This is a genomic window from Brevundimonas sp., assembly GCF_046299535.1.
Classification (GTDB): Bacteria; Pseudomonadota; Alphaproteobacteria; order Caulobacterales; family Caulobacteraceae; genus Brevundimonas.
Genome location: NZ_JBKBIB010000003.1, coordinates 235,954 through 260,806 on the forward strand (window position 1 = coordinate 235,954; position 24,853 = coordinate 260,806).

Below are 24,853 nucleotides of genomic sequence, written 5' to 3' on the forward strand. Positions count from 1 at the left end.
CCGTCACAAGGGTTTGGCGGTGGCCTTCAGCGCATGAATTTTCTAGGCTTTGCGCTCCGTCGTCGCTCCCTCTCAAGGCGACGGGTGAGGTCGATGATGAACTATGTCAGCACCCGGGGCGGCGCCGCCCCGACCACCTTCCGCGATGCGCTGCTGCGGGGCATGGCGCCCGACGGCGGGCTCTACATGCCCGCTCACTGGCCGACCCTGAGCGCGGGCGACATCCGCGGCGCCGCCGCCCGGCCCTATGCCGATCTGGCCGCTGACATCCTCGGCAAGTTCGCGGGCGACTCCCTGCCCCCCGCCGCCGTGCGCGCCGCCGCCGACCGCCTGACAGAGACCTTCCATCACGCGGCGATCACGCCGCTGGTCCAGCTGGAGCCGAACCTGTGGGTGCTGGAGCTGTTCCACGGCCCCACCGCCGCCTTCAAGGATCTGGCCATGCAGATGATGGCGGTCCTGACCGACGCCGCTCTGGAAGACACGGGCCAGAGATTGCTTCTGCTGACGGCCACCAGCGGCGACACCGGCGCCGCCGCCGTGCGCGCCTTCGCCGGGGCGAAGTCGGTGGATCTGGCCGTGCTGCACCCGCTGGACCGGGTGTCGCCCGTCCAGCGCCGCCAGATGACCACGGTGGACGCGCCCAATGTGCTGAACCTGGCGGTGCGCGGCGACTTCGACGACTGCCAGCGGTTGGTGAAGGCGATCCTCGCCGACGAGACCCTGCGCGAGGGCCGCCGGGTCAGCTCGGTCAACTCCATCAACTGGGGCCGGCTGGCCGGGCAGGTCCCCTATTACGTCGCCGCCGCCTCGGCCCTGGACGCCCCGCATGTGACGCCGCGCTTCGTGGTGCCCACGGGCAATTTCGGCGACGCCTTCGCCGGCTGGGTCGCACGCGCCATGGGGGTTCCCCTGACCCTGACCGCCGCGGTCAACCGCAACGACGCCCTGGCCCGCGCCCTCAACCACGGCCGCTATGAGCGCACCGCCGCCAATCCCACCGCCAGCGTCAGCATGGACGTGCAGGCCCCCTCCAATTTCGAGCGGCTGCTGTTCGAGGCCACGGGCCGCGACGCCGACGCCACGCGCGCCGTCTTCGACGCCTTCGCCCGCGACGGCGCCGTGGATCTGGCCCCCGACCTGCTGGCCGCCCTGCGCGCCGAGGTGTCGGCGGTGTCCATCGACGAGAACCGCACCCGCGCCGAGATCGCCCATGCATGGAAAGCGTATGGCCGGGTCATCTGTCCCCACACCGCAGTGGCCCTGGCCGCCGCCCGGGACATGGCGCGGGACGGCGGGCCCGTGGTCGCCCTGTCCACTGCGCACCCGGCCAAGTTCCCGGAAAGCGTCGGGCCGGTGCTGGGCTTCGATCCCCCGATCCCGCCCGCCCTCGCCGCCATCACCGGCGGCAAGGAGCGCCTGACCGTCATCGACGCCGATCTGGATCAGGCGCTGGGGGCGGTGAAGGCGCTTTAGGCCGTCGCCAGCCCATAGTCCGCCGGGCTGGCCGCGCGGTGGAAGGCGATGCGCGCGAAGAACGGCGCGGGATCCTTGGGCATCACCAGCCACGATGGATCGTGGAACAGCTGGTCGTGCAGCCGCGTCAGGGTGAAGCGCACCGCCGAGGCCGCGCCGAGCACCGGCAGGGCCTCGACCTCCGCCCGCTCCAGCCGCCGCCCCTGCTCATAGCCGCGCAGGAACGCAGACAGCACCGCCTCATCCGGGCGCCCTTCGGCGTCAAAGCCCCAGGCGTTCAGGGCGATGGCCAGGTCCCAGACCCAAGCGCCCACATGGGCGAAATAGAAGTCGATCACGCCGCTGGGCCGGTCGCCCTCGTACAGCACATTGTCGGGAAAATAGTCCGCATGGATGGCCCCTGACGGCAGCCCGTCCGGCAGCAGCGGCTCCAGCCGGTCCAGTTCGGCGACCAGGGCCTCCAGCATCCGGCGGCTGTCGCCCGCCGCGCGGTGGTCGCATTTCTCCGCCAGCAACCGCCACTGGGCCGAGCCCACCGGATTGGCGCGCCGCCCGGCGAAGTCCGCCGCCTTCAGGTGCAGGTCCGCCAGCAGCCGCCCGCCCGCCGTGGCCTGAACCGCCGTGGGCGTCTGCAGCCCGGCGCCCTGAAGCCACTGGATCACCGCCGCCGCGCGTCCGTTCAGCCGGCCGATCCAGTCGCCGGAAACACCGCGCACCGGCCTCGGCGCCGCGAAGCCCGCGTCCGCCAGATGGTCGGTCAGGCCCAGGCAGAACGGCAGGCCCGCCTCGTCTGTGCGCCGCTCGAACAGGGTCAGCACATGGCGTCCGCCCGCCGTCTCGATGCGGTAGTTGGTGTTCTCCACCCCTTCGGCGATGGGCGCGATCTCGCTCATCGCGCCGAGCCCGTAATCCGCGATGAAGGCGCGGGCCTGATCCGGCGTGACGGGGGTGAAGACGGCCATCTAGAGACCTTGGCGAATTCGCACGATGTCGGAAAGGTCCGCCAGCACGCTTTCGGCGGTGGCCCAGCGTCCGGCGCCGCGTCCCTTGCAGGTCCAGACCCGGCCGTCCTGGCCGTAGACCTTCAGCGCGTTGCGCTCGCCCTTCAGGTCGTGGAACACCGGGTCCAGGTCGGACTCCAGCGCCACCCGCGCCTCGAGCTTGCCGCCCCGCGCCTGACAGGCGCCGATCTGGCGCACGCCGCGACGGCCCAGCGGCGCGTCGGGGGACAGGGCCTCCAGCGGCAGATCATCGGGCGCCTCGCCGAAGGCCTCATAGGCCAGCAGCCGCACCTTGGCGGCGGAATCCAGACCTTCCAGATCGGCGGACGGATCCTCTTCCGCAAAGCCCGCCGCGCGGGCCGCCGACAGGGCGTCGTCAAAGGCGTCGCCCTCGGCCAGCCGCTCCAGCATGAAATTGACCGTGCCGTTCAGCACCGCCTCGAAGCCGGCCACGGGCCCGGCCGCGCGGGCCAGACGCAGGGTCTCGATCATGGGCGATCCGCCGCCCACCGCGGCCGAATAGGCCAACCGCGCGCCGGTGCCCCAGGCCAGGTCGTTGAGGCCCGACGGGTCGATGCTGATGGCCTGCTTGTTGGCGCTGACCACGTCCAGCCCCTTGTCCAGAGCCGCGCGGATCAGGTCGTGCCCGGGCTGCCCCTCGGACATGGCCTCCAGCACCACATGGGGTTTGCTGGCCAGAAGGTCGTCCTGCGCGGCGGTGAACAGTTCGGCCGGACAGGCGAAATCGCGCGGCTTCTTCGGATCGCGCACCAGCACGCTGACCACCTCGAAGCGGGGGTCGTTCAGCAGCCGCTTGAGCAGGCCGCCGCCCACCACGCCGGCCCCGGCCACGGCAACGCGCACGGGTTGATAGGGTTTGGCGGGATGGGGCGCATCCTCGGCGTCGCCCACCACCGTGGCGGCGGCGCGGCCCAGGGCGGCCACCTCGATCTCCACGCCCCGCGCCTGGCCCAGGTCGATGGCGTCGCGCTGGACCAGCGAGCCGCCCAGCCGACGCGCCGTATCCCAGCTGGCCCGGTCATACCGCAGGGCGCCGTCGGCGTTGTTGGGGTCGCGGTCGTAGAGGCCGTCCACATCCTTGACCAGCCGCACCGTCTTCAGGCCCAGTTCGGCGGCCAGGAAGGCGGCGGTCAGGTCCGTGCCGCCCCGTCCCAGCAACACCACCCGGCCCTCGCCCGTCACCGCGCCAAAGCCGGGGACCACCACCACCTCATGGTCCTCCAGCGCCTGGCGCAGGCGCGCGTCGTCCAGCGAGCGGGGATGGGCGTGCTCCGGCTCGCCCTCGGCCACGAGGCCAAGCTCGCGCACCGTCAGGGCGACCGCGTCCAGCCCCACCCGGTCGCAGGCAAGCGCCGTCAGAGCCGCCGCCTGCTCCTCGCCCTGCACCACATAGGCCGGGGCGAGCAGGTTCTCGTGGGGCAGACCCAGTTCGCGGGCGTGGCCCAGCAGGCGGTCCGTCTCGCCGCCGAACGCCGAGACCACCGCCACCACGCGGCGGCCCTGACGCACATGGCCGTAGATCTCCGACGCCGCCGCGGGTGTGTCTTCGGGTCCGTGCAGCACCGAGCTGCCGAACTTCAGCACCACCACCTCGCGCCCTCCCGCGAGGGCGGGCCGGGGCGCGGGTTTGAGCTTGTCTTCGGGTTTGAGAAGGACGGCGACGGACATGGTGTGGACCTCGGAAATGCGAAAACCCGCCTCGGGCGACCGGGGCGGGTGGTGGGTTGTGCGAACCTTTGCCGGATGCGCGCTAACCGTTCCCCGCCCGAATGGGCATGGTGGTGGTGGTGGCCGTAATGGTCATACCGAGGCCGCCGGACACGGGTCCGCCCTGACGTCCGGAGACGGTCATGGAGGCGATCGACAGGAGCGTGGCGTAGGACACCGTGACGGGTCTTTCGAGCTTCGGTTGGCGGCGAACCTGACCGATGAGCCGCCAGGCGTCAACCCCGCTTCGGTGAAATCGTGTGCTTCGACATCACTATGCGCAATGAACGTTCCATGACATCCCGACGTGGGTTGCAAATGGGGATGATTATTTCGCTTGACGAAGCCGTGAGCTTTCCGCAGGATTTCCGGGCTCATCAAGACCGGTCGAGGGATAGGCCCTTTGACGCCGGGGCAACCTCGGGCTTCCGCCCGAAAGGTGCCAACTCCTGCGAGAGCCTTCGGGTTCGCGAGAGATGAGTGGAAGCCCTGTTCTACAGGGGCTCCACGGTCTGTCAGCAGCAGTCTCGATGAGCGGGACGATTGCGAGACGACCGATACATGACCACCGCCCTGGCCGAAAAGACGATCCTCGACACCGACCCCGTGTGTCGTCCCACGCGCAAGTCCTTTGCGCCGATCCTGCCTGCGCGCGACATCATCGTTCCCATTTCCGCTGACTTCCGGCTGGCGTCCGGCGAAGCCCTGGCCGATCCGGTCATCCGCGCCCGCCTGCAGGGCCGGCCCGGCGCACCGCTGGTGATCGTGGCCGGGGGCATCTCCAGTGGCCGGTTCGTGAACCGCACCGAGACCAACGGCTCAGGCTGGTGGTCCGGCGCCGTGACGGCGGGCGGGCCCATCGACCTGGACCGCTTCCAGGTTCTGGCCTTCGACTTCGCCCCCGACGGCCCGACCGCGCCCCCCGCGCCCCTGACTGTCACCACCGGCGATCAGGCCCGCCTGCTGGCCCTGCTGCTGGACCCTCTGGAGGCGCCGCGCGCCGCCGCCTTCGTGGGCTGTTCCTACGGCGGCATGGTCGGTCTGGCGTTCGCCGAAGCCTTCCCCGAGCGGCTGGGCCAGCTGGTGGTGATCTCCGCCGCTCACCGCCCCCATCCCCTGGCCACCGCCTGGCGCGGGATCCAGCGCCGCATCCTGCAGCTGGCGGTCGAAGCCGGGCGCCCCGAGGACGGGGTGGCCCTGGCGCGCGAACTGTCCATGACCACCTACCGCACGCCCGAGGAGCTGGACGCCCGCTTCGACACCGTGGCGCCCGAGCGCGCCGGCGGCCGCTATCCGGTGTGCGACTATCTGGGCGCGCGGGGTCGGGCCTACCCGGCGGTGATGACCGCCTCGCGCTGGCTGACCCTGTCGGACTCCATCGACCGTCACGCCGTAACGCCCGAAGCGATCACCACGCCGACGACCCTGATCGGCTTCACCAGCGACCGGCTCGTCCCCATCGACGACATCCGCGAGCTGGCCGCGCGGCTTCCCAACCTGTTCCGCCTCGTCGAGGCGCCCTCCCTCTACGGCCACGACGCCTTCCTCAAGGAAGACGCCTTCGTCGCCGACGTGCTGACCACCGCCCTGAAAGACATCGACCAATGACCCACCGTGCCACCGATCCCCGCACCATCGCCGCGCGCACCGGCGTCGATCAGGACTCGGCCCACGGCTCGGTCATGCCGCCGCTGTACCTGTCGTCGAACTACTCGTTCGCCGGGTTCGACCAGAAGCGTCAGTACGACTACAGCCGCTCGGGCAACCCGACCCGCGACGTGCTGGCCGAGACCCTGGCCGAACTGGAAGGCGGCGCGGGCGCCGTGGTGGTCTCCACCGGCATGGCCGCGGTTGATCTGGCCTTCTGTTCGCTGGAGCCGGGCGATCTGCTGATCGCGCCCCATGACTGTTACGGCGGCACCCACCGGCTGCTGTGCGCCCGCGCCCGCAAGGGCCATTTTGAGGTGGCCTTCGTCGATCAGGGCGACCCCGAGGCGCTGGAGCGGGCCCTGGCGCTGAAGCCGAAACTGGTCTTCGTGGAGACGCCCTCCAACCCGCTGATGCGGGTGGTGGACGTGGCCGACATCTGCCGTCGCGCCCACGCCGCCGGGGCCAAGGTGGTGGCGGACAACACCTTCCTGTCGCCGGCCCTGCAACAGCCCATCAAGCTGGGCGCCGACTTCGTGGTGCATTCCACCACCAAATACATCAACGGCCACTCCGACGTGGTGGGCGGAGCGGTGATCGCGGCCGACCCGGCGGACCACGAGGCCCTGTGCTGGTGGGCCAACTGCACCGGGGTGACCGGCTCGCCCTTCGACGCCTATCTGACCCTGCGCGGGGTGCGGACCCTGTTCGCCCGCATCGAGCGGCAGCAGGCCACAGCCGGCGCCGTGGCCCACTTCCTGGAAGCCCACCCGGCGGTCAAGGCCGTGCACTGGCCCGGCCTAGCGTCGCACCCCGGCCACGCCCTGGCCGCGCGCCAGCAGACCGGCCCCGGAGCCATGCTGTCGTTCGAGTTGAACGGCGACGTGGACGCGGTGCGCGCCCTGGTTGAGGAACTGGAGATCTTCACCCTGGCCGAGTCGCTGGGCGGGGTCGAAAGCCTGATCGCCCATCCGGCCACCATGACCCACGCCGCCATGACGCCGGAAGCACGCCAGACGGCGGGCATCACCGACACCCTGTTGCGGCTGTCGGTGGGTCTTGAGCATCAGGACGATCTGATCGCCGACCTGTCGCGGGTTCTGGACGCGTTGGCGCGGAGAACGGCCCAGCCGGTGCAGGCCGCCAGAGTCGCTTCCGCAGCCTGAAGGGAGTCTTATCCGCCCAGAGCGACAAAGCCGGGGTTCAGGAACCCGGCCTTGCCATAGCCCAGGGGACGCCCCTCATCCATGGTGATGACCCGGCCGCCGGCGGCCTCCAGAATGGCCTGGCCGGCGCCGGTATCCCACTCGCAAGTGGGTCCGGTGCGCGGATAGACGTCATAGCGTCCCTCGGCAATCAGGCAGAATTTGACTGAGGAATCCAGCGCCTGCCACTCGGCGCAGCCGAAGCGGGCGGCGATCCGCTCGGCCTCGTCCTCGCCCAGGGAATGACTGATCAGGGCGAAGCCGCGATCGGGCTTTTCACGCACCCGCACCTGACGCCAGGCCGGCTCACCGAAGCGGCGGGTGAAGGCGCCGGCCTTGTCGTCAGCCCCCCCCGTGCGCCAGGTCTGGCCCATGGCCGGGGCCGAAATCACGCCCGCCAGCACGCGCTCGCCGTGGGCCAGGGCGATGTTGACGGTGAAGGCCTCGCGCTCGCCCACGAAGGCCTTGGTCCCGTCCAGGGGGTCAATCAGGAAGAAGGCGCTTTCAGCGGCCGGCGTGCCGTCCATGGCGCAGGCTTCCTCGGCCACGGCCTGGACGCCGGGATAGAGCGCCGCCAGACGCTCCAGAATCAGGGCCTCCGCCCGCTGGTCGGCTTCGGTCACGGGGCTGTCGTCGGCCTTGGTGGTCACCACCGCATCGGCGCGCCAGTAGGGCAGGATCAGGGCGGACGCCTCTTCGGCGATCTCGGCCAGTTGTTCGGTGAGGCGGCCCGATTTCAGATCACGGGCCAATTTCTGGGGGAGTGCAGTCATCAGGCGGCGGTCAATAGCCCATGCGGGGCGTTTGAAGAACCGGCAAATCAGGTCAGCTTGTCGCGGCTTCGACTAATGTGGGCTGCGGGACACGATGACCACCGACTCTGACGCAATCATGGACGGCGCCGACCTGGCCACCTTCCTGACCGGCAAGCTTTGCCATGATTTCATAAGCCCGGCCGGCGCCATCGCGTCGGGGCTGGATCTGATTAACGACCCTTCGGCCCAGGACATGCGCGAGGAGGCCATGGGCCTGATCGCCGCAAGTTCGGAAAAACTGATCGCCCTGATCCGTTTCGCCCGCGTGGCCTACGGCGCCGCGACCACCGCCGAGCGGTTCAGCGCCGATGACCTGAAGCCTCTCGCTGAAAGCGTGTTCAAGGGAGCGCGCGCCTCCCTGGACTGGCGGGCGGAGGCCACAGAGTTCTCCAAGCCCCACGCCAGGGCGCTGCTCAACCTGGCCCAGTTGACAGGGGCGGCCCTGCCGGGCGGCGGAACGGCGACCGTAACGGCCCGTGAAGCCGACGGCTGGCTGACCCTGCGGGGGGAAGCTGACGGTGTTCGCGCCCGGCTAAAGCCCGAAGCGGTGACGGGCCTGGCGGGCGAACGACTGAACGAGGGGCTGGCGGGACAGTGGATCCAGCCCTACTGGCTGTGGCGCACGGTGAACGACCATGGGGGATCCCTAGGTTTCACAGTGGGCGAGAACCGCGTCACCCTGACGGCCCGCATGCCCCTGTGACCAGCATGCTGAACGTCGCTTAAGGGTGCCCGCCAACAGGTCGTTAACCGCAAGGGACGATAAGACGTCGAGGGCGCGGTCCTGCGCCCGAAAGCGTCCGGATTTCACACCGTGCAACCCCCAGTCGAGGCCAGAACCTGTCTGATCGTCGATGATAGCCGCATCATCCGCAAGGTGGCGCGCCGGATCGTCGAAGGACTGGGATTCGAGGTCGACGAGGCCGCCGACGGCGCCGAGGCCCTCGCCTATTGCGCCACCGCCACGCCGGAAGTGATCCTGCTGGACTGGAACATGCCGGTGATGGACGGCCTGACCTTTCTGCGACGCCTGCGCGCCCAGCCCGGCGGCGACCGGCCCAAGGTTCTGTTCTGCACCATCGAGACCGAGGCGGAGCGCATCGAGGAGGCTCTGGAGGCCGGCGCCGACGAATACGTCATGAAGCCTTTCGACGGCGAAATCCTGGAATCCAAGCTGGCCGAAGCGGGGATTATCTGATCTCGCATGACGCCTGAAAACCTGCATCACCTTCAGGCGCTCATGGTCAGCAGGACCGGTTTTCTGCTGACGCCCGACCGCACACATCTGGCGGAGCACCGGCTGGGACCGGTGGCGCGACGCGAGGGCTATTCCGGCGTGGATCCGTTGATGGATGCGATCAGGGGCCAGACCACTGCGGGGCTGGCCTGGTCGGCCATGGAGGCGGTGCTGAATCCCGAAACCTGGTTCCGCCGCGACCGGACCCCTTTCACCACTTTCGCCCGCGAAGTTCTGCCCGCGATCGCCCGCGTTCGCGCCGGCGGCCGTGTTCGCGTCTGGTCCGCCGGCTGTTCATCCGGCCAGGAAGCCTACGCCCTGGCGATGTCCGCCCTTGAGTCCGAAGCCAATGTGGAGATCGAGGCCACCGACCTGTCCCAGCGCGCGCTGGAGAAAGCCCGCAGCGGAATCTACACCCAGTTCGAGGTCCAGCGCGGCCTGTCGGCCCGCCAGTTGCTGGCCTGGTTCGAACAGAGCGAGGACATGTGGGAAGCCCGCCCCCGATTGCGCTCGGCCGTCCGGTTCTCGCGGAGCAATCTGCTTGACGAGGCGCCGGGAGGCGGACGTTTCGACGTGATTTTCTGTCGATATGTTCTGGGCGACATGGCGCCGGAGCGCCGCGCCCGGGCGCTGGACGTGCTGGAACAGGCGCTGGCGGACGACGGCTGTCTGTTCCTGGGACTTGATGAGACGGCGGGCGAGCGGCCTGATTCCTTCCGCCCCGTACCCGGTCGCCCGGGCGTCTTCGTCAAAGCCCCCGCCGCCCTCCGCCGCGCAGCCTGAGACACGCAGTCGATCCGGCGCTCGACGCCCGGCGTCCCGGCGCCTACTAATGGCCCCATGACACTCGGGGCTTTCATGAATCGCATCGTGCTGCTGGTCGCAGCGCTGGGGCTGGCGCTGGCGGTGGCGGTGGCTGCGTCGCATTCGCCGGACCCGGCTCCGGCCTCGGCTCCGGAGACCGCCTTCTCCGCCGCGCGGGCCATGATCGACGTCGAGGCGATCGCACAGCGGCCGCATCCTACCGGATCGGAGGAAAACGCCCGTGTGCGGGCCTATCTCACCGGCCGCATGAGCGACCTGGGCCTTTCCCCCGGAGAGCAGACCGGCCCCCTGTCAGCCTCCTCGGTCGCCCGGCTGGAGCGATGGGGCGACGCACAGGCAGCTGAACGGCGGATCACCAATCTGATCGGCGTCCTGCCGGGCCGGGACCGCGACGGGCCGGCTGTTCTGCTGATGGCTCACCACGACACGGTGTGGGATTCGCCCGGCGCGGCCGACGACTCCACCGGGGTGGCCGCGATTCTCGAGGCCGTGCGCGCCATCCAGGCGCGGGGTCCGGCCGGACGGGATCTGATCGTCCTGTTCACCGACGCCGAGGAACTGGGCCTGGACGGCATGCGCCTGTTCCTGGACGAGCACCCGCTGGCGCCGCGGGTCGGCATGGTGGTGAACCTTGAGGCGCGCGGCGGCGGCGGCCGGGCGTCCATGTTCGAGACCGGCCCCGGCAACGCCCAGACCGTGCGCGCCTTCACCCGGGCCATGGACCGCGTCGAGGGCGGCGCCAACAGCAACTCGCTGGCGGTGCTGGTCTACGAGAACATGCCCAACGCCACAGACTACACACTGGCCCGAGAGCGCGGGATCGCCGGGGTCAACCTCGCCTTCATCGGCCGGGCCCACCAGTACCACGACCCCGCCTCAACACCCGACGCTCTGGATCGGGGCAGCGTGCAGCACATCGGCGAAAAGGCGCTGGAGGCGGCCGATCATTTCATTCGCGCCGACGCCCTGCCCATGGCCTCGCGCGACGCGGTCTATTCGGACCTGTTGGGACTGTTTTTCATCCAGTACGCCCCCTGGGTCGGCTGGCTGGTGCTGGCGGGCGCGGGCGGCTTCCTTATCGTGGCGGTGCAGCGGGGCCGCAAGGCCGGCGCCGTGACTTTCGCGGGCATGGGGCTGGGGGCCCTTGGCGGGCTGTGGCTGGCCATGTCCGGGGTGATGCTGGCCACCGCCATGCGCGGTCTGGCCGGCCCGTCCATGAGCCGCGCCGGATCGCCGGAGCTGTACTACGCCATGCTGCGGCGCCTGCCCTGGCTGGAGGCTGGGGTGGTGCTGGCGCTGCTGGCGGCGGCGCTGATCCTGTTCGGCTCGGCCCAGGGGCGGCGGCGCATTGTTGCGGGCGTTCTGACGCTGGCCACGGTGGCCGCACTGACGCTCTACGAATTCAGCGGGATCACCCTCGTCCTCGGCCTGATCGTCGTGGCCGGTGCGCTCTACAGCGGCTGGATGAAGGCGGCGCGCTTCTCGGCCTGGACCGGGCTGATCGCCCTGATGCTGGTGCTCGGCGTGGTGGTTCAGGCCCTGGCGCCCACCGCCGCCTTCCTGATCGCATGGCCGGTGCTGGGGGCCGCCTTCGCCGCCGCCCTCGGCGGGCTGATCGATCCCCGCCTTGAGCGGCACATATCGCTCTGGCCGGCCGTGATCGTGACGGCGGTGATGGGCGGCTGGCTGTTCGCCCTGGGACACTGGACCTTCCTGGGCGTGGGCATGGACCTGCCGGGCGTCCTGGCCCTGATCGCCCTGATGGCCGCCATGCTGGCCCGGCCGCTGGCGCCCACCTCCCGGCGCGGACTTGAGGTGCTGGCCATATTGGCTGCCGTCGCCCTGCTCGCCGGAGCGGGTCTGGCGCTGGGCGCCCGCGTTATCGAACCCGTCCCCACAGAAGGACACGCCACATGAGCGTCACCGTCTTCCACAATCCGAAATGCGGTACGTCGCGCAAACTGCTGGCGGCGCTCGCCGAGCGAGGCGTCGAGCCGACGGTGGTGGAGTATCTGAAGGCCGGCTGGAGCGAGGATCAACTGACGGCCCTGCTGGCCAAGATGGGCGGGGCCCGTCCGCGCGACCTCCTGCGTCGCCGTGAGACCCTGGCCCAGGACATGGGCTTGCTGCCCGAGGACACGCCGGACGATCTGATCCTGCATGCCATGGTGCAGCACCCTATCCTGGTGGAGCGGCCGATCCTCGAGACGGATGGCGCCGCCGTGGTGGCGCGGCCCATCACCCGGGCCGACCCTTTGCTCTGAAGGCCGGGCCTGGGCGGGGCCCGGGTTGGCCCTACACGGTCGCCACGCCCGCCTCGCCGTCCTCGTCGGCCCAGGCCACCCGGGTTCCGTCCGCGCTCATGGCGAGGGCGGCGATGGGGGCGCCGCGGTCGGCGCGGATGTAGTTGAGGCCCTGGGCGGCGGGCTCCGCGACCCAGACCCGGCCGTCGGACAGGCCGGCGGCCAGCTTCGCATGGTCCACGGCGGCGGCGACGAGAACCACCTGGGATCCGGCGTCATAGCCGATCTCGGTGGCCTCCCTGCCCATGGGTCCGTTGGCGCCGATGAACGGCCACAGCACGCTCCCCTGGGCGCCCGAGGTGGCCAGCAGCGCCCCCCTGGACAGGAAGGCCATGGCCCGCACCCGGGACGGATAGCCGCCCATGCGCATGTCCTTTGAATCCTTCAGCCGCCAGCCGTGCAGCTGGGCGTCCTGCATGGTGGAGACGACGAAGGCGCCGTCGGGCGAGAAGGTCACGCCGGTGTGCGACCCGGCCCATTTCAGGAAGGTCGGCTTCTGCTTTTCGATGCGCGCAAACCACAGGGCGACGCCGCCGTAGGTGGAGGCGGCCAGCCGGCGCCCCTTGGGGTCGAAGGCCAGGCCCGAGACGGTGCGCTCGTGCTCGAAGGTGCGGCGGAAGGCCGGGTCTTTCACGTCCAGCACCGTCACCGTGCGTCCGGCGGAAAAGGCGATCAGGCCGGAGGCGGGGGACGCGGCCACGGCGTCGATCCAGGCGCCTTTGGCCGCCGCCAGCTGGCCCGCGTCCTCGCGCCGGCTCCACACCAGCTTGCCGTCGTCGCCGCCGGTGACGACGCCTTCGCCGGAGGGGTGGACGGCAGCCGACAGAACCGGTCCGCCGTGGGCGTCCACACGCTCGCCGGTGTCGAACCGCACCGCCCCGTCGCCGAGGGTGAAGACCGCGCCCCTGTGATCGAACAGGGCGGCGGTGGGCTGGGCGTCGAAGGAGAATGCGGTCATCGGCTCATGTCACGAAATGCGGCGCCCTTGGCAAGGGCCCGTCACCGCGCGGGAGACAATTGCGCGCCGAAGCGTTAGGATGGGCATCGCAAACAGGGAGATTGCCGATGACCTTTCGCATCACACTCGCCGGCGGCGCGCTCGCCGGCGCGGCCCTCATCGCCACCGCCGCCGCCGCCCACCACGGCTGGAGCTCCTATGACGCAGAGCGCGCCATGACCCCCACCGCCGAGGTGGTGGAGTCCCACTGGGGCAGCCCGCACGGCTCCATCGTGATCGTGGTGGATGAGCAACGCTGGGACGTGGTGCTCGCGCCGGTGTCGCGCATGCAGACACGTGGTCTGGATCGTGCCGACATCGCCGTGGGGCAGACCGTGACCGTCGAGGGCTATCCCCGCCGCGACGGCACGCGTGAGCTTCGCGCCGAGCGGATCACCGCCGGCGGTCAGACGGTGGAATTGCGCTGAGCCCGTCAGCGGGCCTGATCACGGCGGTCGAGACCTCGGGCTTCGCGCGCTGGGTCGCGGAGTCGGCGCTGGTCTATCCGATCGCCAACACGGCCCATGTGATCGGCGCAATCCTGCTGGTCGGCGGCATCGGCCTGCTGGATCTGCGAGTGCTCGGCTACGGCCGGGACATCAGCGTGTCGGCGCTGGAGCGCGCGGTGACGCCGATCGCCCTGTTCGGCTTTGCGGTGATGGTGATCAGCGGATCGATCCTGTTCGCGGCCGACGCGCGGGCCCTGGCGGGTTCGAACCTGTTCCTGGCCAAGCTGGTCCTGATCGCCCTGGCCGGCGCCAACGCCCTGGCGTTTCGTCTGGGGCGGCCCGCTCTGGCGAGCCCGGCCACGGCGTCCATGCGTGTCATGGCGGCCGCGTCCCTGGCCCTGTGGCTGGCCGTGGTCATTCTGGGGCGGTTGATCGCCTATTTCTGAGGCGGACTCAGGCCGCGCACCCCTCGAACCCGGCCTTCAGCGCCGCCTCGTCCAGATCGCGGCCGATGAAGACGGCGCGGCTCCAGCGCCGTTCCTTTTCGCCCCAGGGCTTCTGCAGGTCGCCTTCGAGGATCATGTGTACGGCCTGGAACACCAGCCGTCGGTCCTCGCCCGCCACCTCGATGATGCCCTTGGCGCGCAGGATGTCCTGACCCTTGGTGGCCAGCAGTTCGTCCAGCCAGCGGGTGAACTTGCCGCCATCGATGGGCCGGTCCAGCGACAGGCTGATCCCCCGGATGTCGTCGCCGTGGTCATGGCCACGCGGGCCATGCCCGTGGTCGTGATCATGATCATGATGATGCGCGTGATCATGGTCGTGGTCGTGGCCGCAGTGGTCGTCGTGCACGTGGCCCGGCTCGCCGTGGGCCGGGTTGGCGAAGGCGGGGCGGATGTCGGTGATGCGCTCAAGGTCGAAGCCGCCCAGCCCCAGCACCTGGTCCAGCGGCACATTGGCCCGCTCGGCCCGCATCACGGGGGCGATGGGATTCAGGGCGCGCAGGCGGGCCTCGATGGCCACAAGCTGCGCCTCGTCCACCAGATCGGTCTTGTTCAGGATGATACGGTCGGCGAAGGCGATCTGCTCGCGCGCCTCGCGGGAGTCATCCAGCCGGGCCATGACGTGCAGGGCGTCGGCCAGGGCGGTGACGCTGTCCAGCCGGGTCTTCTCGCGCACCTCGTCGTCCACGAAGAAGGTCTGGGCCACCGGACCGGGATCGGCCAGGCCGGTGGTCTCGACGATGATGGCGTCGAAGGCGGGCTTGCCGGGCCGCTGGCGCTTCATCAGGCCCGAGACCACCCGGATCAGGTCGCCGCGAACGGTGCAGCAGACGCAGCCGTTGTTCATCTCGAACACGTCCTCGTCGGCGCCGACCACCAGATCGTTGTCGATGCCGATCTCGCCGAACTCGTTGACGATCACGGCGTAGCGCTTGCCGTGGTCCTCGGTCAGGATGCGGTTGAGCAGGGTGGTCTTGCCGGCGCCGAGGTAGCCGGTCAGCACGGTCACGGGTGTCTTGTCGGTCATGAGCGCCAGATGGCGCCTGCGGAGCCCGCGATCAAGCGCCTGTCAGTCGAGCGGTGAATTCCACCACCGCTTCGGTCATGGCGAGTGGAACGGGCAGAACCAGATTCACCACCACCACAGCCAGCCCGATCCACCAGGCGGGGTGAATCCGTCCTTGCGCCAGCCGATCACGAGCCATGCCGACAATGATGAAGAACGATAGGGCCGCCAACAGCACCAGGGGCGTGGCCTGCCCCAGTTGTTCCAGTGGAAGCAGCCTCGCCCAGGCCGGAGCGGTCAATAACACCGTCGCCGATATCATCAGGCGTCGATGCCATGCCGTGTGCTTCCGCAGGATCACCGCCAGCACAACCATGACCGCGAAACTGGCCAGGGCCATGACGTTGGACGCCAGGAACATGGGGGGGGCGAAGCCGAACGGCACGGTCCCGCGGGCGATCGACGCCATGGTCACCTGAATCCCGAGACCGGCCATGCCGATCGCCAGAAGGACGCCGAACCTCCCCAGCAGGCGATGGAGGCGCACATCGCCCCGGCCGATCAGAAAGGGCTGGACGACAAGCAATCCAAGCCAGGCGAGAAAGCCCAGGGCGTGAATGTGAACCAGTGGCGGAAAGGACGCCCAGACAACTCGTCCCGTAACCGCGTGAAGTCCGAAGCCGGCGACCGTCACCACGCCGATCCCAAGGGCCAGGACCATGAAAAACAGCGGCTCGCCGCCCGATCGCACACCAGACGCCTGAACACCCACCATGATCGATGACCCCGTTACCGGGTCTTCATACCGAAGTTCGTCGAGTTCTGACAGTCCGAGGAACAGTCCTCCACGAGCTCAGCAGTCGGGGCAGTCGGCCTGGGCCGCGTCCTCGATCTGGAAGGTGGTGTGGGTGACGCCGAACCCGGCCGCCGCCTTCTGGGCGCGGGTCAGCAGGTCGGGGGGCGCGTCCCCGCTGCGCACCAGATGCGCGGTCAGGGCCGCGTCGGTGGTGGACAGGCCCCACACATGCAGATCATGCACCGCGGCCACGCCCGGCAGGGCCAGCAGCGCCTGACGTACCGCGCTGACATCCATGCCCGCCGGGGCCCCGTCCAGCGCCAGGGTCACCGAGTCCTTCAGCAGCCCCCAGGTGGCCCACAGGATCACCGCCACGATCACCAGGCTGATCATGGGGTCGATGATGGTCCAGCCGCTGAACATGATCACCAGCCCCGCCGCCACCACGCCCAGGGACACCGCCGCGTCGGCCATCATGTGCAGATAGGCGCCGCGCACGTTCAGGTCCTTGTGCTGGTCCCTCAGGAACAGCAGGGCGGTGCCCAGATTGATGAAGAAGCCGATGCCGGCCACCACGACAATGAAGCCGGACGCCACCTCCACCGGGTTCATCAGCCGCTCGACCGCCTCCCAGGTGATCCAGCCGCACGCAAGCAGCAGCAGGATGGCGTTGGCCAGGGCCGCCAGCACCGTGCCCTTGCGATAGCCGTAGGTCAGGGAATCCCGCGCGCGCTTGCGCGCCAGCCAGGCCGCGCCCCCGGCCAGGGCCAAGGCCAGCACGTCCGACAGATTGTGCCCGGCGTCGGCCATCAGGGCGGTGGAGCCGCTGATCAGCCCGGCCCAGAACTCCACGATCACGAAGCCCAGGTTCAGGGCCAGCGCGACCAGATAGCGCCAGTCGCCGGTATCCACCGGCCCATGATCATGGGCGTGGCCATGGGCGTGCCCGTGTCCATGCCCGTGATGATGAGGGTGGTCGTGCGCCATGGCGCTCAGGCTTAGAGCATGATCGTTTCGGACGGAACCGCGCAGCGGTTCCGGCTGAAGCGTGAATCAGGCGCTAGAGCGGACCGAAAGCGACGAGAAGGCCCAGAATGATCATGGCGGCGCCGAGGATCGCGCCCTCGAACCGCGCCAGACGCTCCAGCCTCAGCAGGGACGCGCCCATGAAGGCCGCGCCGGTCAGCAGCACCATGCCCAGGATAGTGCCTGCGGCGAACGACAGGGTCAGCAGGAACAGGCCGTGCAGCCCGTGCTGGGCGCCGGACAGATACAGCGGCAGCAGCACTTCGCCCGGCGACAGGGCCAGCAGGGCCATCAGGCCCAGAAAGGCGGCCCGATCAGACACCGCCCGTCCCGGCTCATCTCTCGCCGCCGACGCCCGCGCCCGGAACGCCCGCACCAGATAGTACGCCCCGAACCCGAACATCATGATCGCGGCGAGCCAGGGCAGCACCCCGGCCAGCCGCTCCTCCAGCGCCAGACCCGCCATCACGATCAGGCCGCCCACCACGGCGGTGGAGATCACATGCACCACGCCGGCCAAGGCGGCGGCGCCAAGGGTCATGCGCGCGCGCCACCCCTGCGCCCGGCCCACCAGAACGAACGGCAGCCAGTGGGTCGGCAGAGCGGCGTGCAGGAAGGCGGCGACGAACCCGCCCCAGATGAGGGGCGCCAGCAGGCTTTCGGCGGCGGCGGGGTCGGTCATGGCCGGGCCCCATAGCGCGTTATTCTGTAACGCACGACCCCTGATCCATCTGTCGTCTAGCCGCAGGGCGCGCGGGCGGCTGGATTTCCGCAGCGGTGCGGGCCACATGGGGCGTCACGCCAACCGCCAAGCCACGGACGCCGCCCTTGCAATCCCTGCGCGCCCTTCTCGCCTCCCGCCGCACCGAACAGGTCATCACCGCCCTGATCGTCCTCAACGCCATCATCCTGGGGCTGGAGACCAGCCCGACGGTCATGGCCTCATGGGGGCGCTGGCTGCACTGGGCCGACAGCATCCTGCTGACCGTGTTCGTGATCGAGATCGGCGCGCGGCTGGTGGTGCATCGCCTGGCCTTCTTCCGGGACCCGTGGAGCCTGTTCGACTTCGTGGTGGTGGGGGTGGCCCTCGTCCCGGCCACGGGCGCCTTCTCGGTGCTGCGCGCCCTGCGCGTGCTGCGGGTTCTGCGCCTGATCACCGTGGCCCCGTCGCTGAAGCGGGTGGTCTCGGCCCTGATCTCGGCCCTGCCCGGCATGGGCGCCATCGTCATGCTGCTGGCGCTGGTCTTCTATGTGTCGGCGGTGATGGCCACCATGCTGTTCGGCGCCAGCTTCCCCCAGTGGTTCGGCAGCCTCGGCGCCTCGGCCTATTCCCTGTTCCAGATCATGACTCTGGAAAGCTGGTCCATGGGCATCGTCCGCCCGGTGATGGAGGTCTATCCCTACGCCTGGGCCTTCTTCGTCCCGTTCATCCTGGCCACCGCCTTCACCATGCTGAACCTGTTCATCGGTGTGGTGGTCTCGGCCATGCAGGAAGAGCACGACGACCTGCTCAAGGCCGAACACGAGGAGGTGGAGGCTCACCTGCGTCAGGCCGCCGCCGAGCGCGAACTGGCCCGCACGGAATCAGCGGCCGAATCCCGCGCCATGACCGACGAGCTCAAGGCCCTGCGCGCCGAAATGGCCGAACTGCGTGACCTGCTGGCGCGGCAGAGCTCCTGATCTTGGGGGCCTGGTTCAGTCCGCCCAGCCCCACGGGGCGGGCGGCGCGTCGATCTCACGGGTCAGGTCGAACTCCACCCGATAGGCGCGCGGCGTGCCCACGCGCACGGCCGCATAGATGAAGCGGTGGTCCTGCACCTCCATGAACCAGACGCTGGGGTGCGAATTGGGCATGCGGTCCCAGGTGGCCTGATCCGCCGGGAACATCTTGATGCGGTCGTTGCCGGGGTTGGGGGTGAAGCCGCCGTACTGGGTGGCGTCTTCCTCTGAGCCGTCCTCGTGCCGGTGGTCGTGGCGCAGTTCGATGCGACCGTCCTCATGACGGGTCAGAACCCAGGTGCGGGACAGGTTGTCGCCCACAATGAAGGGAATGCGGATCCGCGTCGGCGAGCAGTCCCGCACATGCATGACCAGGGCCTGGCCCTCGAACGCCGTGTCGCCCTCGGGGGCCTGGATCAGGGTTCCCCCGAACGCCTTGCCGCACAGGGCGCTGAGGTTGGCCCAATAGGCGTCGACGGGATCGGCCGCGGCGGGCTGGGCGGTCATGGCCACGGCGGCGGTCGCGGCGAGGATGGAAAGGCGGCGTGACATGAAGCGCTCCTTGGTGGGCTGGCTCGCGACACCTTGCCCGGCCTGTCCACCAGAGGCCATAGTTCAGGGCGAACGGCCGCCGGACGCCGTTCTCCGATGGGAAATCCGGGCTATTTCCCCCGTTTCGCGTTGACTCAAACCGGCCTGTCCGTATATGTCGCCGCTCTTCGCCCGCAGGGTCACCTCGCGGGCGCACCTCTTTTTGCGTTCCAGCCGAGGCTTAATATGTACGCGGTGATCAAAACCGGCGGCAAGCAATACCGGGTCCAACCGGGTGACGTGATCGTGGTCGAGAAACTCGACGGCGACGCGGGCTCTGACGTCAGCTTCGGCGAAGTCATGATGCTGGGCGGCGACAAGGGCGTGACCCTGGGCGCGCCGCTCATCAAGGGCGCCTCCGTGGCGGCCACCCTGGTCGAGACCCGCAAGGGCGAGAAGATCAAGATCTTCAAGAAGATCCGTCGTCAGGGCTATCGCCGCACCAACGGTCATCGCCAGATGGAAAGCGTGCTGCGCATCACCGGCATCGAAGGCGACGGCCAGTCGGCCAAGTGGGACGGCAAGGCCGAGGTTCTGACCAAGGCCGAAATGAACGCCCGCGCCCGCGGCCTGGCCCCGCGCGTCGAGGCCGAGCCGAAGAAGGCCCCCAAGGCCAAGGCTGAAGCCGCTCCGGCCGAGACCGCCGAAGCGCCCGCCAAAAAGGCTCCGGCCAAGAAGGCTGACGCTCCCAAGGCTGAAGCCAAGACCGAAGCCAAGAAGGCGCCCGCCAAGAAGGCCGCGCCCAAGGCCGACAAGGAATAATCCGCTCGGGTGGCTCTCCCGCCGCCCGGACACTATTATAGAGACACGCGCGCAAGCAGCGAGGGACCGGGTCCCGAGCGACAGCGCCCTGAGGAATACGGAGCAGACCCATGGCTCACAAGAAATCCGGCGGCTCATCCAATAACGGTCGCGACTCTGAGTCCAAGCGCCTCGGCGTGAAGAAGTTCGGCGGCGAGCGCGTGCTTGCCGGCAACATCATCATCCGCCAGCGCGGCACCAAGTGGCACCCCGGCGACAACGTCGGCCTGGGCCGTGATCACACCATTTTCGCCCTCGTACAGGGCGCGGTGAAATTCACCACCAAGCGTGGCGGGCGTTGTTACGTCTCCGTGCTTCCGGCCGAACAGGCCGCGGCCGCCGAATAGCGCGAATCCAGGACATCCCGGATCGCGCTGGCCACAACAGCAGCGATCCGGACCAGGGAAATATTCCGCGGGGAGTCTGGATCGACAGGCTCCCCGTTTTCGTTCCCCGCCTCGAGAGACCGGTCCGAGCCCTTCAAGGCGACCGGCGTGAGTTGAGGCTTCGCCCATGTGCGTCATAGAAACCTCCCCCGTCATCGAGACGCGGCGTCTGGCCCTGCGCGCGCCCGGCGCCCATGACATCCCCCGCATCGCCCAGCTGGCCGGCGACCCGGACATCGCCCGCATGACCTGCCGCATGCCCTCGCCGTTCCGCACCGAGGACGCCGAGGCCTTCGTCATGAATGTGGCCATGCAGGATCCGCGCCGGGCCAACACCTTCGTCATCGAGCATGAGGACCACGGCCCCGTCGGGGTGCTGGGCCTGTTTCACGACAAGGACCGGGCGCCCGAGATGGGCTACTGGATCGGCAAGCCGTTCTGGGGTCGTGGCTTGGCCACCGAGGCGGCGCAGGGCGCCCTGGCCTGGGCCAGGACCCGCTGGAGCAAGAAGGCGGTCGTCGCCGGCCACTTCGCCGACAACGCCGCTTCGGGCCGCGTGCTGGAGAAGGCCGGTTTCCTCTACACCGGCGAAACCCGGCGCCAGTTCAGCCGCGCCCGTCAGGCCGAAGTGGACACCCGCATGATGCTGTGGCTGGCCTGATCCTCAGGCCGTCGCCCGCAACCGCGCCACCGCCTCGATCAACCGCGCCAGGTCCGCCGGCGTGGAGAGGCGGTGGTCGCCGTTCTGTATCAGATCCAGCCGCACGTCGGGCCCCTCGATCCGTTCGGCCAGGGTCAGGGCGTGGCGCCAGGGCACCGGCTCGTCCTGCTTGCCCTGCAGAATGTGCACCGGCGCATCCAGCCGAATCGGACCGTCCAGAAGCAGCCAGTTGCGCGCTTCCTCGAACATGGCGCGGGTCAGCACATAGGGTCCCAGCCCCTCGTCGGGCATGTCCGCCTCGCCGTCGCGCAGGATGGCCTGACGGATATGGTCGGGCAGGGACGGCCACATCAGCCGCTCGGTAAAGTCCGGCGCGGGCGCAACCAGCACCAGGCCCGCCAGCTTTTCGGGCCGCGCCAGGGCCGCCAGCAGCGCCACCCAGCCCCCCATGGATGAGCCCACCGGCAGCACCGGCCCCTCGATGGAATCGATCATGGCCACGGCGTCATCGCGCCAGCGACCGACCGTCGCCGCCTTCCAGTCGCCCGATGAGGCCCCGTGAGCGAAGTGGTCATAACGAACACAGGCCCAGCCACGCTCGCGCGCCGCCTGCTCCAGCGCCACGGCCTTGGTCCCCTCCATGTCGGACCGGAAACCGCCCACCCACAGCACCGTGGGTCCGCTCCCGTCGACGCGCCTGAAGGCGATCCGCTCGCCGTCGGGACGGTGGAGGATATGGTGGGGCATGGGCTCTCCGCAGGCTTGAAAGGCTTGTCCCGCTTGATTCTGCGGGTCTTCGAGGTCATATATCCGCTACGGAGGGAACGCGACCGTGCGGTCGTGCGCTTCCCCGTGCACCTGTTGACCACACAAGGAAACGACGCCCATTCGCCGTCCCATGCAAGCGCCGCCCGTGAAAGACGGGCCCCGTATGAACCAGGACATCCGCGCCCCGCGGGTGCTGCTGATCGACCAGAGCGGGGAAAAACAGGGCGTCATGCCCACCTCCTCCGCCATGGAGGCCGCCGAGGAGGCGGGCCTCGACCTGGTGGAGATCGTGCCGAACGCTGATCCCCCCGTCTGCAAGATCATGGACTACGGCAAATTCCGTTTCCAGGAACAGAAGAAGAAGGCTGAGGCGCGCAAGCGGCAGAAGGTCGTCGAGCTCAAGGAAATCAAGCTGCGGCCCAATATCGACACCCACGACTACGAGGTGAAGGCCAAGGCGATGCATCGCTTCTTCGACGAGGGCGACAAGGTCAAGGTGACCCTGCGCTTCCGCGGTCGCGAGATGGCCCACCCGGAACTGGGCATGAAACTGCTCAACAAGGTGCAGGCCGACTTCGACGAGATCGCCAAGGTGGAATACGCCCCCCGCATGGAGGGCCGCCAGATGATCATGATCCTGGCGCCGAAGTAGGTTTCCCACCCGCTGAATGCGAAACGCCCCGGCTGCAATGGCCGGGGCGTTTTCGTTTGTGTCTACTCGCAGAACTCCTCGTCCTCGGGGATGCGGTTGAAGGCGATCTTGGCGCCCACATAGTCAGGCAGGTTCGCGCGGGGCCCGATGCTGACCGTATCCTTGCCGAACCGGGTGTTGAGCTGATCCAGGGCCCTGGAAAGAAGTAGCGAACGGGCCTGGCCGCCCGCGTCGGGAGACCAGCCGAACAGGTCCGGCTCAAAAGCATCCAGCGTCTTCAGCCCATGCACCGCCACCCCCACATAGTTCGGCGCGCGCCGTCGCGTGTCCGCCTCCACCTCGCGCCACAGGCCCTCCAGCGCCTTCAGCAGGACAAAGCTGTCGCAAGTAGGAGCGAAAGCGCAACTGACGGAGGCGGCGCCGCGTCTGCGCGCCCTGGCGGCCGGGCCGTCCGGCATGTCCACGATCAGTGTGAGGGACGCCCCCGTCAGATTCATACGCCGTAGCCGTGCGCCGCATTTGACGGTCAGCCGCCGGGCCACCGTCCGTGCGCCTTCGGGCGTCCGCATGGCTTGGGCCAGGACATGACTATGGCTGATGGAAGCGCGAGGCCGCTCGGGGGGCTCCATGCTGTCCAGGCCATGCAGACCGCGCCAGACACGTTCGCCTTCTATGCTGTTCCAGAGGCGACGCGCCTGAGCCGGGGTAAGGGCCCACAGTCCCGCCGTATCGGTGACCCCCGCCGCCTCGAGCCGCGCCAGCATGCGCCGGCCGATGCCCGGATACCGGTCCAGCGGCAGGTCCAGAAGCGGGCCGGGCAGCCGGTCAGCCCGCAGAACCGTCAATCCGGCGGGTTTCTTCATGCCGCAGGCGGTCTTGGCCAGAAACCGGCTGGGCGCCAGGCCCACAGAAGAGCGTAGACATTCGCCCACCCGCTCCAGAATACCCGTCTGGATCCGCCTGGCCAGGGTCCTGGCGTTGGCCTCCAGCCGCTGCGGCCCGGCCAGTTCGCAGGCTGCCTCGTCGATGGAGCACACCTTCCAGATGGGCAGGTGCCGGTCGATCTCGGCCATGATCGCCTTGTGAACGGTAACATAGACATCCGGCCGGGCCTCGACCACATGCAGTCCCGGACACAGGCTTCGCGCCTCTGACACCCGTGTCCCGGTCCGAATTCCGAAAGCCTTGGCTTCATGGCTGGCGGCGATGGCGCAGGTGTGCTCGCTCGGCGCCGGCCGCACGATGACGGGGCGTTCCCGCAACTCCGGGCGAATCTGCTGCTCCACGCTGGCGAAGTAGCTGTTCAGGTCGATGAACAGCCAACGGAGGCCAGCGCCGTCCTCGAAAGCGGTCTTCATGTTCAGAACATAACATGAACATGCTTGTCTCGAAACGAAGGCCGTCATTCATATGTTCCTTGCGTTTTATCCCGCCTTGACGTATCAGCCCCGCCTTCGCGTACCGAACCGCCGGGCGAACAGGCATGCCTGGGCGGTTCTCAACGGACTGTTGTTTCTGAAGGCTCATGTGGCCGACAGGCGGTAGTCCACTCAAAAAGAGAGAGTGAAAATGCCGAAACTGAAGACGAAGTCGGGCGCCAAGAAGCGCTTCAAACTGACGGCGACGGGCAAGGTCAAAGCAGGCGTGGCAGGCAAGCGCCACCGTCTGATCAGCCACAACTCGAAGTATATCCGCCAGAACCGCGGCACCAAGGTCATGGCCGACGCGGACGCCAAGAAGATCAAGTCCTACATGCCCTACGCCTGATCGGCGTCGGCACGAACCCTCGATCATCTCCGCATCAGTTTGAAACAAGAGCCCCTCAAGCAGTGAGCCGCCGCGCGGCGAACGGTAGGGGCTTCCCGAAGGGAATAGAAATATGGCTCGCGTCAAAAGGGGCGTAACGTCCCACGCCAAGCACAAGAAGGTCCTGAAGCAGGCCAAGGGCTTCTACGGCCGCCGCAAGAATACGATCCGCACGGCCAAGGCCGCCGTGGATCGCGCCGGTCAGTACGCCTACCGCGACCGTCGCACCAAGAAGCGCTCGTTCCGCGCCCTGTGGATCCAGCGCATCAACGCCGCGGCCCGGGCCGAAGGCTTCACCTACTCGCAGTTCATGCACGGCCTGGGCAAGGCGGGCATCGAGCTGGACCGCAAGGTCCTGGCCGCCATCGCCGCCGATGAGGCCGGCTTCAAGGCCGTCGCCGAAAAGGTCCGCGCCGCCCTCGCGTAAGCCTCCGCGGCCCGTCTGTCGAAAGAGC

Annotated in this window: 29 protein-coding genes and 1 riboswitch; of the genes, 17 read left to right on the forward strand and 12 right to left on the reverse strand. The window is 68.9% G+C overall.

Features of this window, described 5'->3' with window-relative positions; genetic code table 11:
- Window positions 1-93 precede the first annotated feature (93 nt).
- Window positions 94-1,476, forward strand: a complete 1,383-nt coding sequence (gene thrC, locus ACK4FB_RS03935; RefSeq protein WP_409748048.1) for a threonine synthase — start codon at window positions 94-96, stop codon at window positions 1,474-1,476.
- Here thrC and thrB read toward each other — a convergent pair.
- The 3 genes from thrB to ACK4FB_RS03950 form a co-directional block, all read right to left on the reverse strand.
- A complete protein-coding gene (gene thrB / locus ACK4FB_RS03940) occupies window positions 1,473-2,438 on the reverse strand; it encodes a homoserine kinase (RefSeq protein ID WP_409748050.1) in 966 nt (321 codons plus the stop codon). The genes thrC and thrB overlap by 4 nt on opposite strands.
- Window positions 2,439-4,166 carry a homoserine dehydrogenase gene (locus tag ACK4FB_RS03945; RefSeq protein WP_409748052.1) on the reverse strand — a complete coding sequence of 576 codons (1,728 nt, stop codon included), beginning with the start codon at window positions 4,164-4,166 and terminating at the stop codon, window positions 2,439-2,441.
- Between the two features lie 82 nt (window positions 4,167-4,248).
- Window positions 4,249-4,383 (reverse strand): hypothetical protein, encoded by a 135-nt coding sequence (locus ACK4FB_RS03950; RefSeq protein ID WP_409748054.1) that lies wholly within the window; start codon window positions 4,381-4,383, stop codon window positions 4,249-4,251.
- A 193-nt stretch (window positions 4,384-4,576) separates the two neighbouring features.
- A riboswitch (SAM riboswitch) is annotated at window positions 4,577-4,688 on the forward strand.
- Between the two features lie 60 nt (window positions 4,689-4,748).
- On the opposite strand from ACK4FB_RS03950, the gene ACK4FB_RS03955 reads away from it, so the two are divergent.
- Complete coding sequence (locus ACK4FB_RS03955) at window positions 4,749-5,813, forward strand: homoserine O-succinyltransferase (RefSeq protein ID WP_409748056.1); 1,065 nt, start codon at window positions 4,749-4,751, stop codon at window positions 5,811-5,813.
- Window positions 5,810-7,018, forward strand: a complete 1,209-nt coding sequence (gene metB, locus ACK4FB_RS03960) for a cystathionine gamma-synthase (protein WP_409748058.1) — start codon at window positions 5,810-5,812, stop codon at window positions 7,016-7,018. The genes ACK4FB_RS03955 and metB overlap by 4 nt, the downstream gene beginning before the upstream one ends.
- 8 nt (window positions 7,019-7,026) lie before the next feature.
- Here the strand turns inward: metB and cysQ are convergent, their stop codons facing one another.
- A complete protein-coding gene (cysQ, locus tag ACK4FB_RS03965; RefSeq protein ID WP_409748060.1) occupies window positions 7,027-7,830 on the reverse strand; it encodes a 3'(2'),5'-bisphosphate nucleotidase CysQ in 804 nt (267 codons plus the stop codon).
- Window positions 7,831-7,924: 94 nt separating this feature from the next.
- Between cysQ and chpT the strand changes: the two genes are divergently transcribed.
- The 5 genes from chpT (at window position 7,925) to arsC (ending at window position 12,198) form a co-directional block, all read left to right on the forward strand.
- Window positions 7,925-8,575 (forward strand): histidine phosphotransferase ChpT, encoded by a 651-nt coding sequence (gene chpT / locus ACK4FB_RS03970; protein WP_409748062.1) that lies wholly within the window; start codon window positions 7,925-7,927, stop codon window positions 8,573-8,575.
- A gap of 111 nt (window positions 8,576-8,686) precedes the next feature.
- Window positions 8,687-9,070: a response regulator gene (locus ACK4FB_RS03975; RefSeq protein WP_409748064.1), complete on the forward strand. Its 384-nt coding sequence runs from the start codon at window positions 8,687-8,689 to the stop codon at window positions 9,068-9,070.
- Window positions 9,071-9,076: 6 nt separating this feature from the next.
- Window positions 9,077-9,892: a CheR family methyltransferase gene (locus ACK4FB_RS03980; RefSeq protein WP_409748066.1), complete on the forward strand. Its 816-nt coding sequence runs from the start codon at window positions 9,077-9,079 to the stop codon at window positions 9,890-9,892.
- Between the two features lie 75 nt (window positions 9,893-9,967).
- The gene (locus tag ACK4FB_RS03985; RefSeq protein WP_409748068.1) at window positions 9,968-11,851 is read left to right on the forward strand and encodes a M20/M25/M40 family metallo-hydrolase; all 1,884 of its coding nucleotides are present in this window, start codon (window positions 9,968-9,970) and stop codon (window positions 11,849-11,851) included.
- Window positions 11,848-12,198 (forward strand): arsenate reductase (glutaredoxin), encoded by a 351-nt coding sequence (gene arsC / locus ACK4FB_RS03990; protein WP_409748070.1) that lies wholly within the window; start codon window positions 11,848-11,850, stop codon window positions 12,196-12,198. Before ACK4FB_RS03985 ends, arsC begins: the two co-directional genes overlap by 4 nt.
- Window positions 12,199-12,229: 31 nt before the next feature.
- On the opposite strand, the gene ACK4FB_RS03995 is transcribed toward arsC, so the two are convergent.
- The gene (locus ACK4FB_RS03995; RefSeq protein ID WP_409748072.1) at window positions 12,230-13,195 is read right to left on the reverse strand and encodes a WD40 repeat domain-containing protein; all 966 of its coding nucleotides are present in this window, start codon (window positions 13,193-13,195) and stop codon (window positions 12,230-12,232) included.
- Window positions 13,196-13,302: 107 nt separating this feature from the next.
- Between ACK4FB_RS03995 and ACK4FB_RS04000 the strand changes: the two genes are divergently transcribed.
- Window positions 13,303-13,662 carry a DUF6152 family protein gene (locus ACK4FB_RS04000; protein WP_409748074.1) on the forward strand — a complete coding sequence of 120 codons (360 nt, stop codon included), beginning with the start codon at window positions 13,303-13,305 and terminating at the stop codon, window positions 13,660-13,662.
- 98 nt (window positions 13,663-13,760) lie between these two features.
- Entirely contained in the window at window positions 13,761-14,129 is a 369-nt protein-coding gene (locus ACK4FB_RS04005) for a hypothetical protein (RefSeq protein ID WP_409748076.1), read from the forward strand.
- A gap of 7 nt (window positions 14,130-14,136) precedes the next feature.
- Here the strand turns inward: ACK4FB_RS04005 and ACK4FB_RS04010 are convergent, their stop codons facing one another.
- From ACK4FB_RS04010 to ACK4FB_RS04025, 4 genes are all read right to left on the reverse strand, one after another.
- Window positions 14,137-15,213 (reverse strand): CobW family GTP-binding protein, encoded by a 1,077-nt coding sequence (locus ACK4FB_RS04010; RefSeq protein WP_409748078.1) that lies wholly within the window; start codon window positions 15,211-15,213, stop codon window positions 14,137-14,139.
- Window positions 15,214-15,244: 31 nt separating this feature from the next.
- Window positions 15,245-15,913: a hypothetical protein gene (locus ACK4FB_RS04015; protein WP_409748080.1), complete on the reverse strand. Its 669-nt coding sequence runs from the start codon at window positions 15,911-15,913 to the stop codon at window positions 15,245-15,247.
- Between the two features lie 132 nt (window positions 15,914-16,045).
- Window positions 16,046-16,975, reverse strand: a complete 930-nt coding sequence (locus tag ACK4FB_RS04020; RefSeq protein ID WP_409748082.1) for a cation diffusion facilitator family transporter — start codon at window positions 16,973-16,975, stop codon at window positions 16,046-16,048.
- 73 nt (window positions 16,976-17,048) lie between these two features.
- Window positions 17,049-17,696 carry a hypothetical protein gene (locus ACK4FB_RS04025; RefSeq protein ID WP_409748084.1) on the reverse strand — a complete coding sequence of 216 codons (648 nt, stop codon included), beginning with the start codon at window positions 17,694-17,696 and terminating at the stop codon, window positions 17,049-17,051.
- A gap of 146 nt (window positions 17,697-17,842) precedes the next feature.
- Here ACK4FB_RS04025 and ACK4FB_RS04030 point away from each other — a divergent pair, with 146 nt between their 5' ends.
- Window positions 17,843-18,694, forward strand: a complete 852-nt coding sequence (locus tag ACK4FB_RS04030; protein WP_409748086.1) for an ion transporter — start codon at window positions 17,843-17,845, stop codon at window positions 18,692-18,694.
- 15 nt (window positions 18,695-18,709) lie between these two features.
- Here the strand turns inward: ACK4FB_RS04030 and ACK4FB_RS04035 are convergent, their stop codons facing one another.
- On the reverse strand, window positions 18,710-19,285 hold the full coding sequence (locus tag ACK4FB_RS04035) for a hypothetical protein (RefSeq protein WP_409748087.1): 576 nt from the start codon (window positions 19,283-19,285) through the stop codon (window positions 18,710-18,712).
- Window positions 19,286-19,510: 225 nt separating this feature from the next.
- Here ACK4FB_RS04035 and rplU point away from each other — a divergent pair, with 225 nt between their 5' ends.
- The 3 genes from rplU to ACK4FB_RS04050 all read left to right on the forward strand — a co-directional run bounded on the left by rplU (window position 19,511) and on the right by ACK4FB_RS04050 (window position 21,172).
- Window positions 19,511-20,086, forward strand: coding sequence for a 50S ribosomal protein L21 (rplU, locus tag ACK4FB_RS04040; protein ID WP_409748089.1), 576 nt, complete (start codon window positions 19,511-19,513; stop codon window positions 20,084-20,086).
- A 110-nt stretch (window positions 20,087-20,196) separates the two neighbouring features.
- Window positions 20,197-20,472 (forward strand): 50S ribosomal protein L27, encoded by a 276-nt coding sequence (gene rpmA / locus ACK4FB_RS04045; RefSeq protein WP_292106590.1) that lies wholly within the window; start codon window positions 20,197-20,199, stop codon window positions 20,470-20,472.
- A 166-nt stretch (window positions 20,473-20,638) separates the two neighbouring features.
- Window positions 20,639-21,172: a GNAT family N-acetyltransferase gene (locus ACK4FB_RS04050; RefSeq protein ID WP_409748092.1), complete on the forward strand. Its 534-nt coding sequence runs from the start codon at window positions 20,639-20,641 to the stop codon at window positions 21,170-21,172.
- Window positions 21,173-21,175: 3 nt separating this feature from the next.
- On the opposite strand, the gene ACK4FB_RS04055 is transcribed toward ACK4FB_RS04050, so the two are convergent.
- Window positions 21,176-21,919: an alpha/beta fold hydrolase gene (locus ACK4FB_RS04055; RefSeq protein WP_409748094.1), complete on the reverse strand. Its 744-nt coding sequence runs from the start codon at window positions 21,917-21,919 to the stop codon at window positions 21,176-21,178.
- A gap of 151 nt (window positions 21,920-22,070) precedes the next feature.
- Between ACK4FB_RS04055 and infC the strand changes: the two genes are divergently transcribed.
- Window positions 22,071-22,592, forward strand: coding sequence for a translation initiation factor IF-3 (gene infC / locus ACK4FB_RS04060; RefSeq protein WP_409748096.1), 522 nt, complete (start codon window positions 22,071-22,073; stop codon window positions 22,590-22,592).
- Between the two features lie 62 nt (window positions 22,593-22,654).
- On the opposite strand, the gene ACK4FB_RS04065 is transcribed toward infC, so the two are convergent.
- Window positions 22,655-23,950: a Y-family DNA polymerase gene (locus ACK4FB_RS04065; protein WP_409748098.1), complete on the reverse strand. Its 1,296-nt coding sequence runs from the start codon at window positions 23,948-23,950 to the stop codon at window positions 22,655-22,657.
- Between the two features lie 211 nt (window positions 23,951-24,161).
- Between ACK4FB_RS04065 and rpmI the strand changes: the two genes are divergently transcribed.
- Together rpmI and rplT are read left to right on the forward strand one after the other, a co-directional pair.
- Window positions 24,162-24,359, forward strand: a complete 198-nt coding sequence (rpmI, locus tag ACK4FB_RS04070) for a 50S ribosomal protein L35 (protein ID WP_021697750.1) — start codon at window positions 24,162-24,164, stop codon at window positions 24,357-24,359.
- Window positions 24,360-24,471: 112 nt separating this feature from the next.
- Window positions 24,472-24,825: a 50S ribosomal protein L20 gene (gene rplT, locus ACK4FB_RS04075; protein ID WP_021697751.1), complete on the forward strand. Its 354-nt coding sequence runs from the start codon at window positions 24,472-24,474 to the stop codon at window positions 24,823-24,825.
- The last annotated feature ends 28 nt before the right edge of the window (window positions 24,826-24,853 follow it).

Coding starts and splice junctions, on each gene's coding strand:
- thrC (WP_409748048.1), top strand. CDS start 94: ATGATGAACTATGTCAGCACCCGGGGCGGCGCCGCCCCGACCACCTTC.
- thrB (WP_409748050.1), bottom strand. CDS start 2,438: ATGGCCGTCTTCACCCCCGTCACGCCGGATCAGGCCCGCGCCTTCATC.
- ACK4FB_RS03945 (WP_409748052.1), bottom strand. CDS start 4,166: ATGTCCGTCGCCGTCCTTCTCAAACCCGAAGACAAGCTCAAACCCGCG.
- metB (WP_409748058.1), top strand. CDS start 5,810: ATGACCCACCGTGCCACCGATCCCCGCACCATCGCCGCGCGCACCGGC.
- cysQ (WP_409748060.1), bottom strand. CDS start 7,830: ATGACTGCACTCCCCCAGAAATTGGCCCGTGATCTGAAATCGGGCCGC.
- chpT (WP_409748062.1), top strand. CDS start 7,925: ATGACCACCGACTCTGACGCAATCATGGACGGCGCCGACCTGGCCACC.
- ACK4FB_RS03980 (WP_409748066.1), top strand. CDS start 9,077: ATGACGCCTGAAAACCTGCATCACCTTCAGGCGCTCATGGTCAGCAGG.
- ACK4FB_RS03985 (WP_409748068.1), top strand. CDS start 9,968: ATGAATCGCATCGTGCTGCTGGTCGCAGCGCTGGGGCTGGCGCTGGCG.
- arsC (WP_409748070.1), top strand. CDS start 11,848: ATGAGCGTCACCGTCTTCCACAATCCGAAATGCGGTACGTCGCGCAAA.
- ACK4FB_RS03995 (WP_409748072.1), bottom strand. CDS start 13,195: ATGACCGCATTCTCCTTCGACGCCCAGCCCACCGCCGCCCTGTTCGAT.
- ACK4FB_RS04000 (WP_409748074.1), top strand. CDS start 13,303: ATGACCTTTCGCATCACACTCGCCGGCGGCGCGCTCGCCGGCGCGGCC.
- ACK4FB_RS04010 (WP_409748078.1), bottom strand. CDS start 15,213: ATGACCGACAAGACACCCGTGACCGTGCTGACCGGCTACCTCGGCGCC.
- ACK4FB_RS04015 (WP_409748080.1), bottom strand. CDS start 15,913: ATGGTCCTGGCCCTTGGGATCGGCGTGGTGACGGTCGCCGGCTTCGGA.
- ACK4FB_RS04020 (WP_409748082.1), bottom strand. CDS start 16,975: ATGGCGCACGACCACCCTCATCATCACGGGCATGGACACGGGCACGCC.
- ACK4FB_RS04025 (WP_409748084.1), bottom strand. CDS start 17,696: ATGACCGACCCCGCCGCCGCCGAAAGCCTGCTGGCGCCCCTCATCTGG.
- ACK4FB_RS04035 (WP_409748087.1), bottom strand. CDS start 19,285: ATGTCACGCCGCCTTTCCATCCTCGCCGCGACCGCCGCCGTGGCCATG.
- rplU (WP_409748089.1), top strand. CDS start 19,511: ATGTACGCGGTGATCAAAACCGGCGGCAAGCAATACCGGGTCCAACCG.
- rpmA (WP_292106590.1), top strand. CDS start 20,197: ATGGCTCACAAGAAATCCGGCGGCTCATCCAATAACGGTCGCGACTCT.
- ACK4FB_RS04050 (WP_409748092.1), top strand. CDS start 20,639: ATGTGCGTCATAGAAACCTCCCCCGTCATCGAGACGCGGCGTCTGGCC.
- ACK4FB_RS04055 (WP_409748094.1), bottom strand. CDS start 21,919: ATGCCCCACCATATCCTCCACCGTCCCGACGGCGAGCGGATCGCCTTC.
- infC (WP_409748096.1), top strand. CDS start 22,071: ATGCAAGCGCCGCCCGTGAAAGACGGGCCCCGTATGAACCAGGACATC.
- ACK4FB_RS04065 (WP_409748098.1), bottom strand. CDS start 23,950: ATGAAGACCGCTTTCGAGGACGGCGCTGGCCTCCGTTGGCTGTTCATC.
- rpmI (WP_021697750.1), top strand. CDS start 24,162: ATGCCGAAACTGAAGACGAAGTCGGGCGCCAAGAAGCGCTTCAAACTG.
- rplT (WP_021697751.1), top strand. CDS start 24,472: ATGGCTCGCGTCAAAAGGGGCGTAACGTCCCACGCCAAGCACAAGAAG.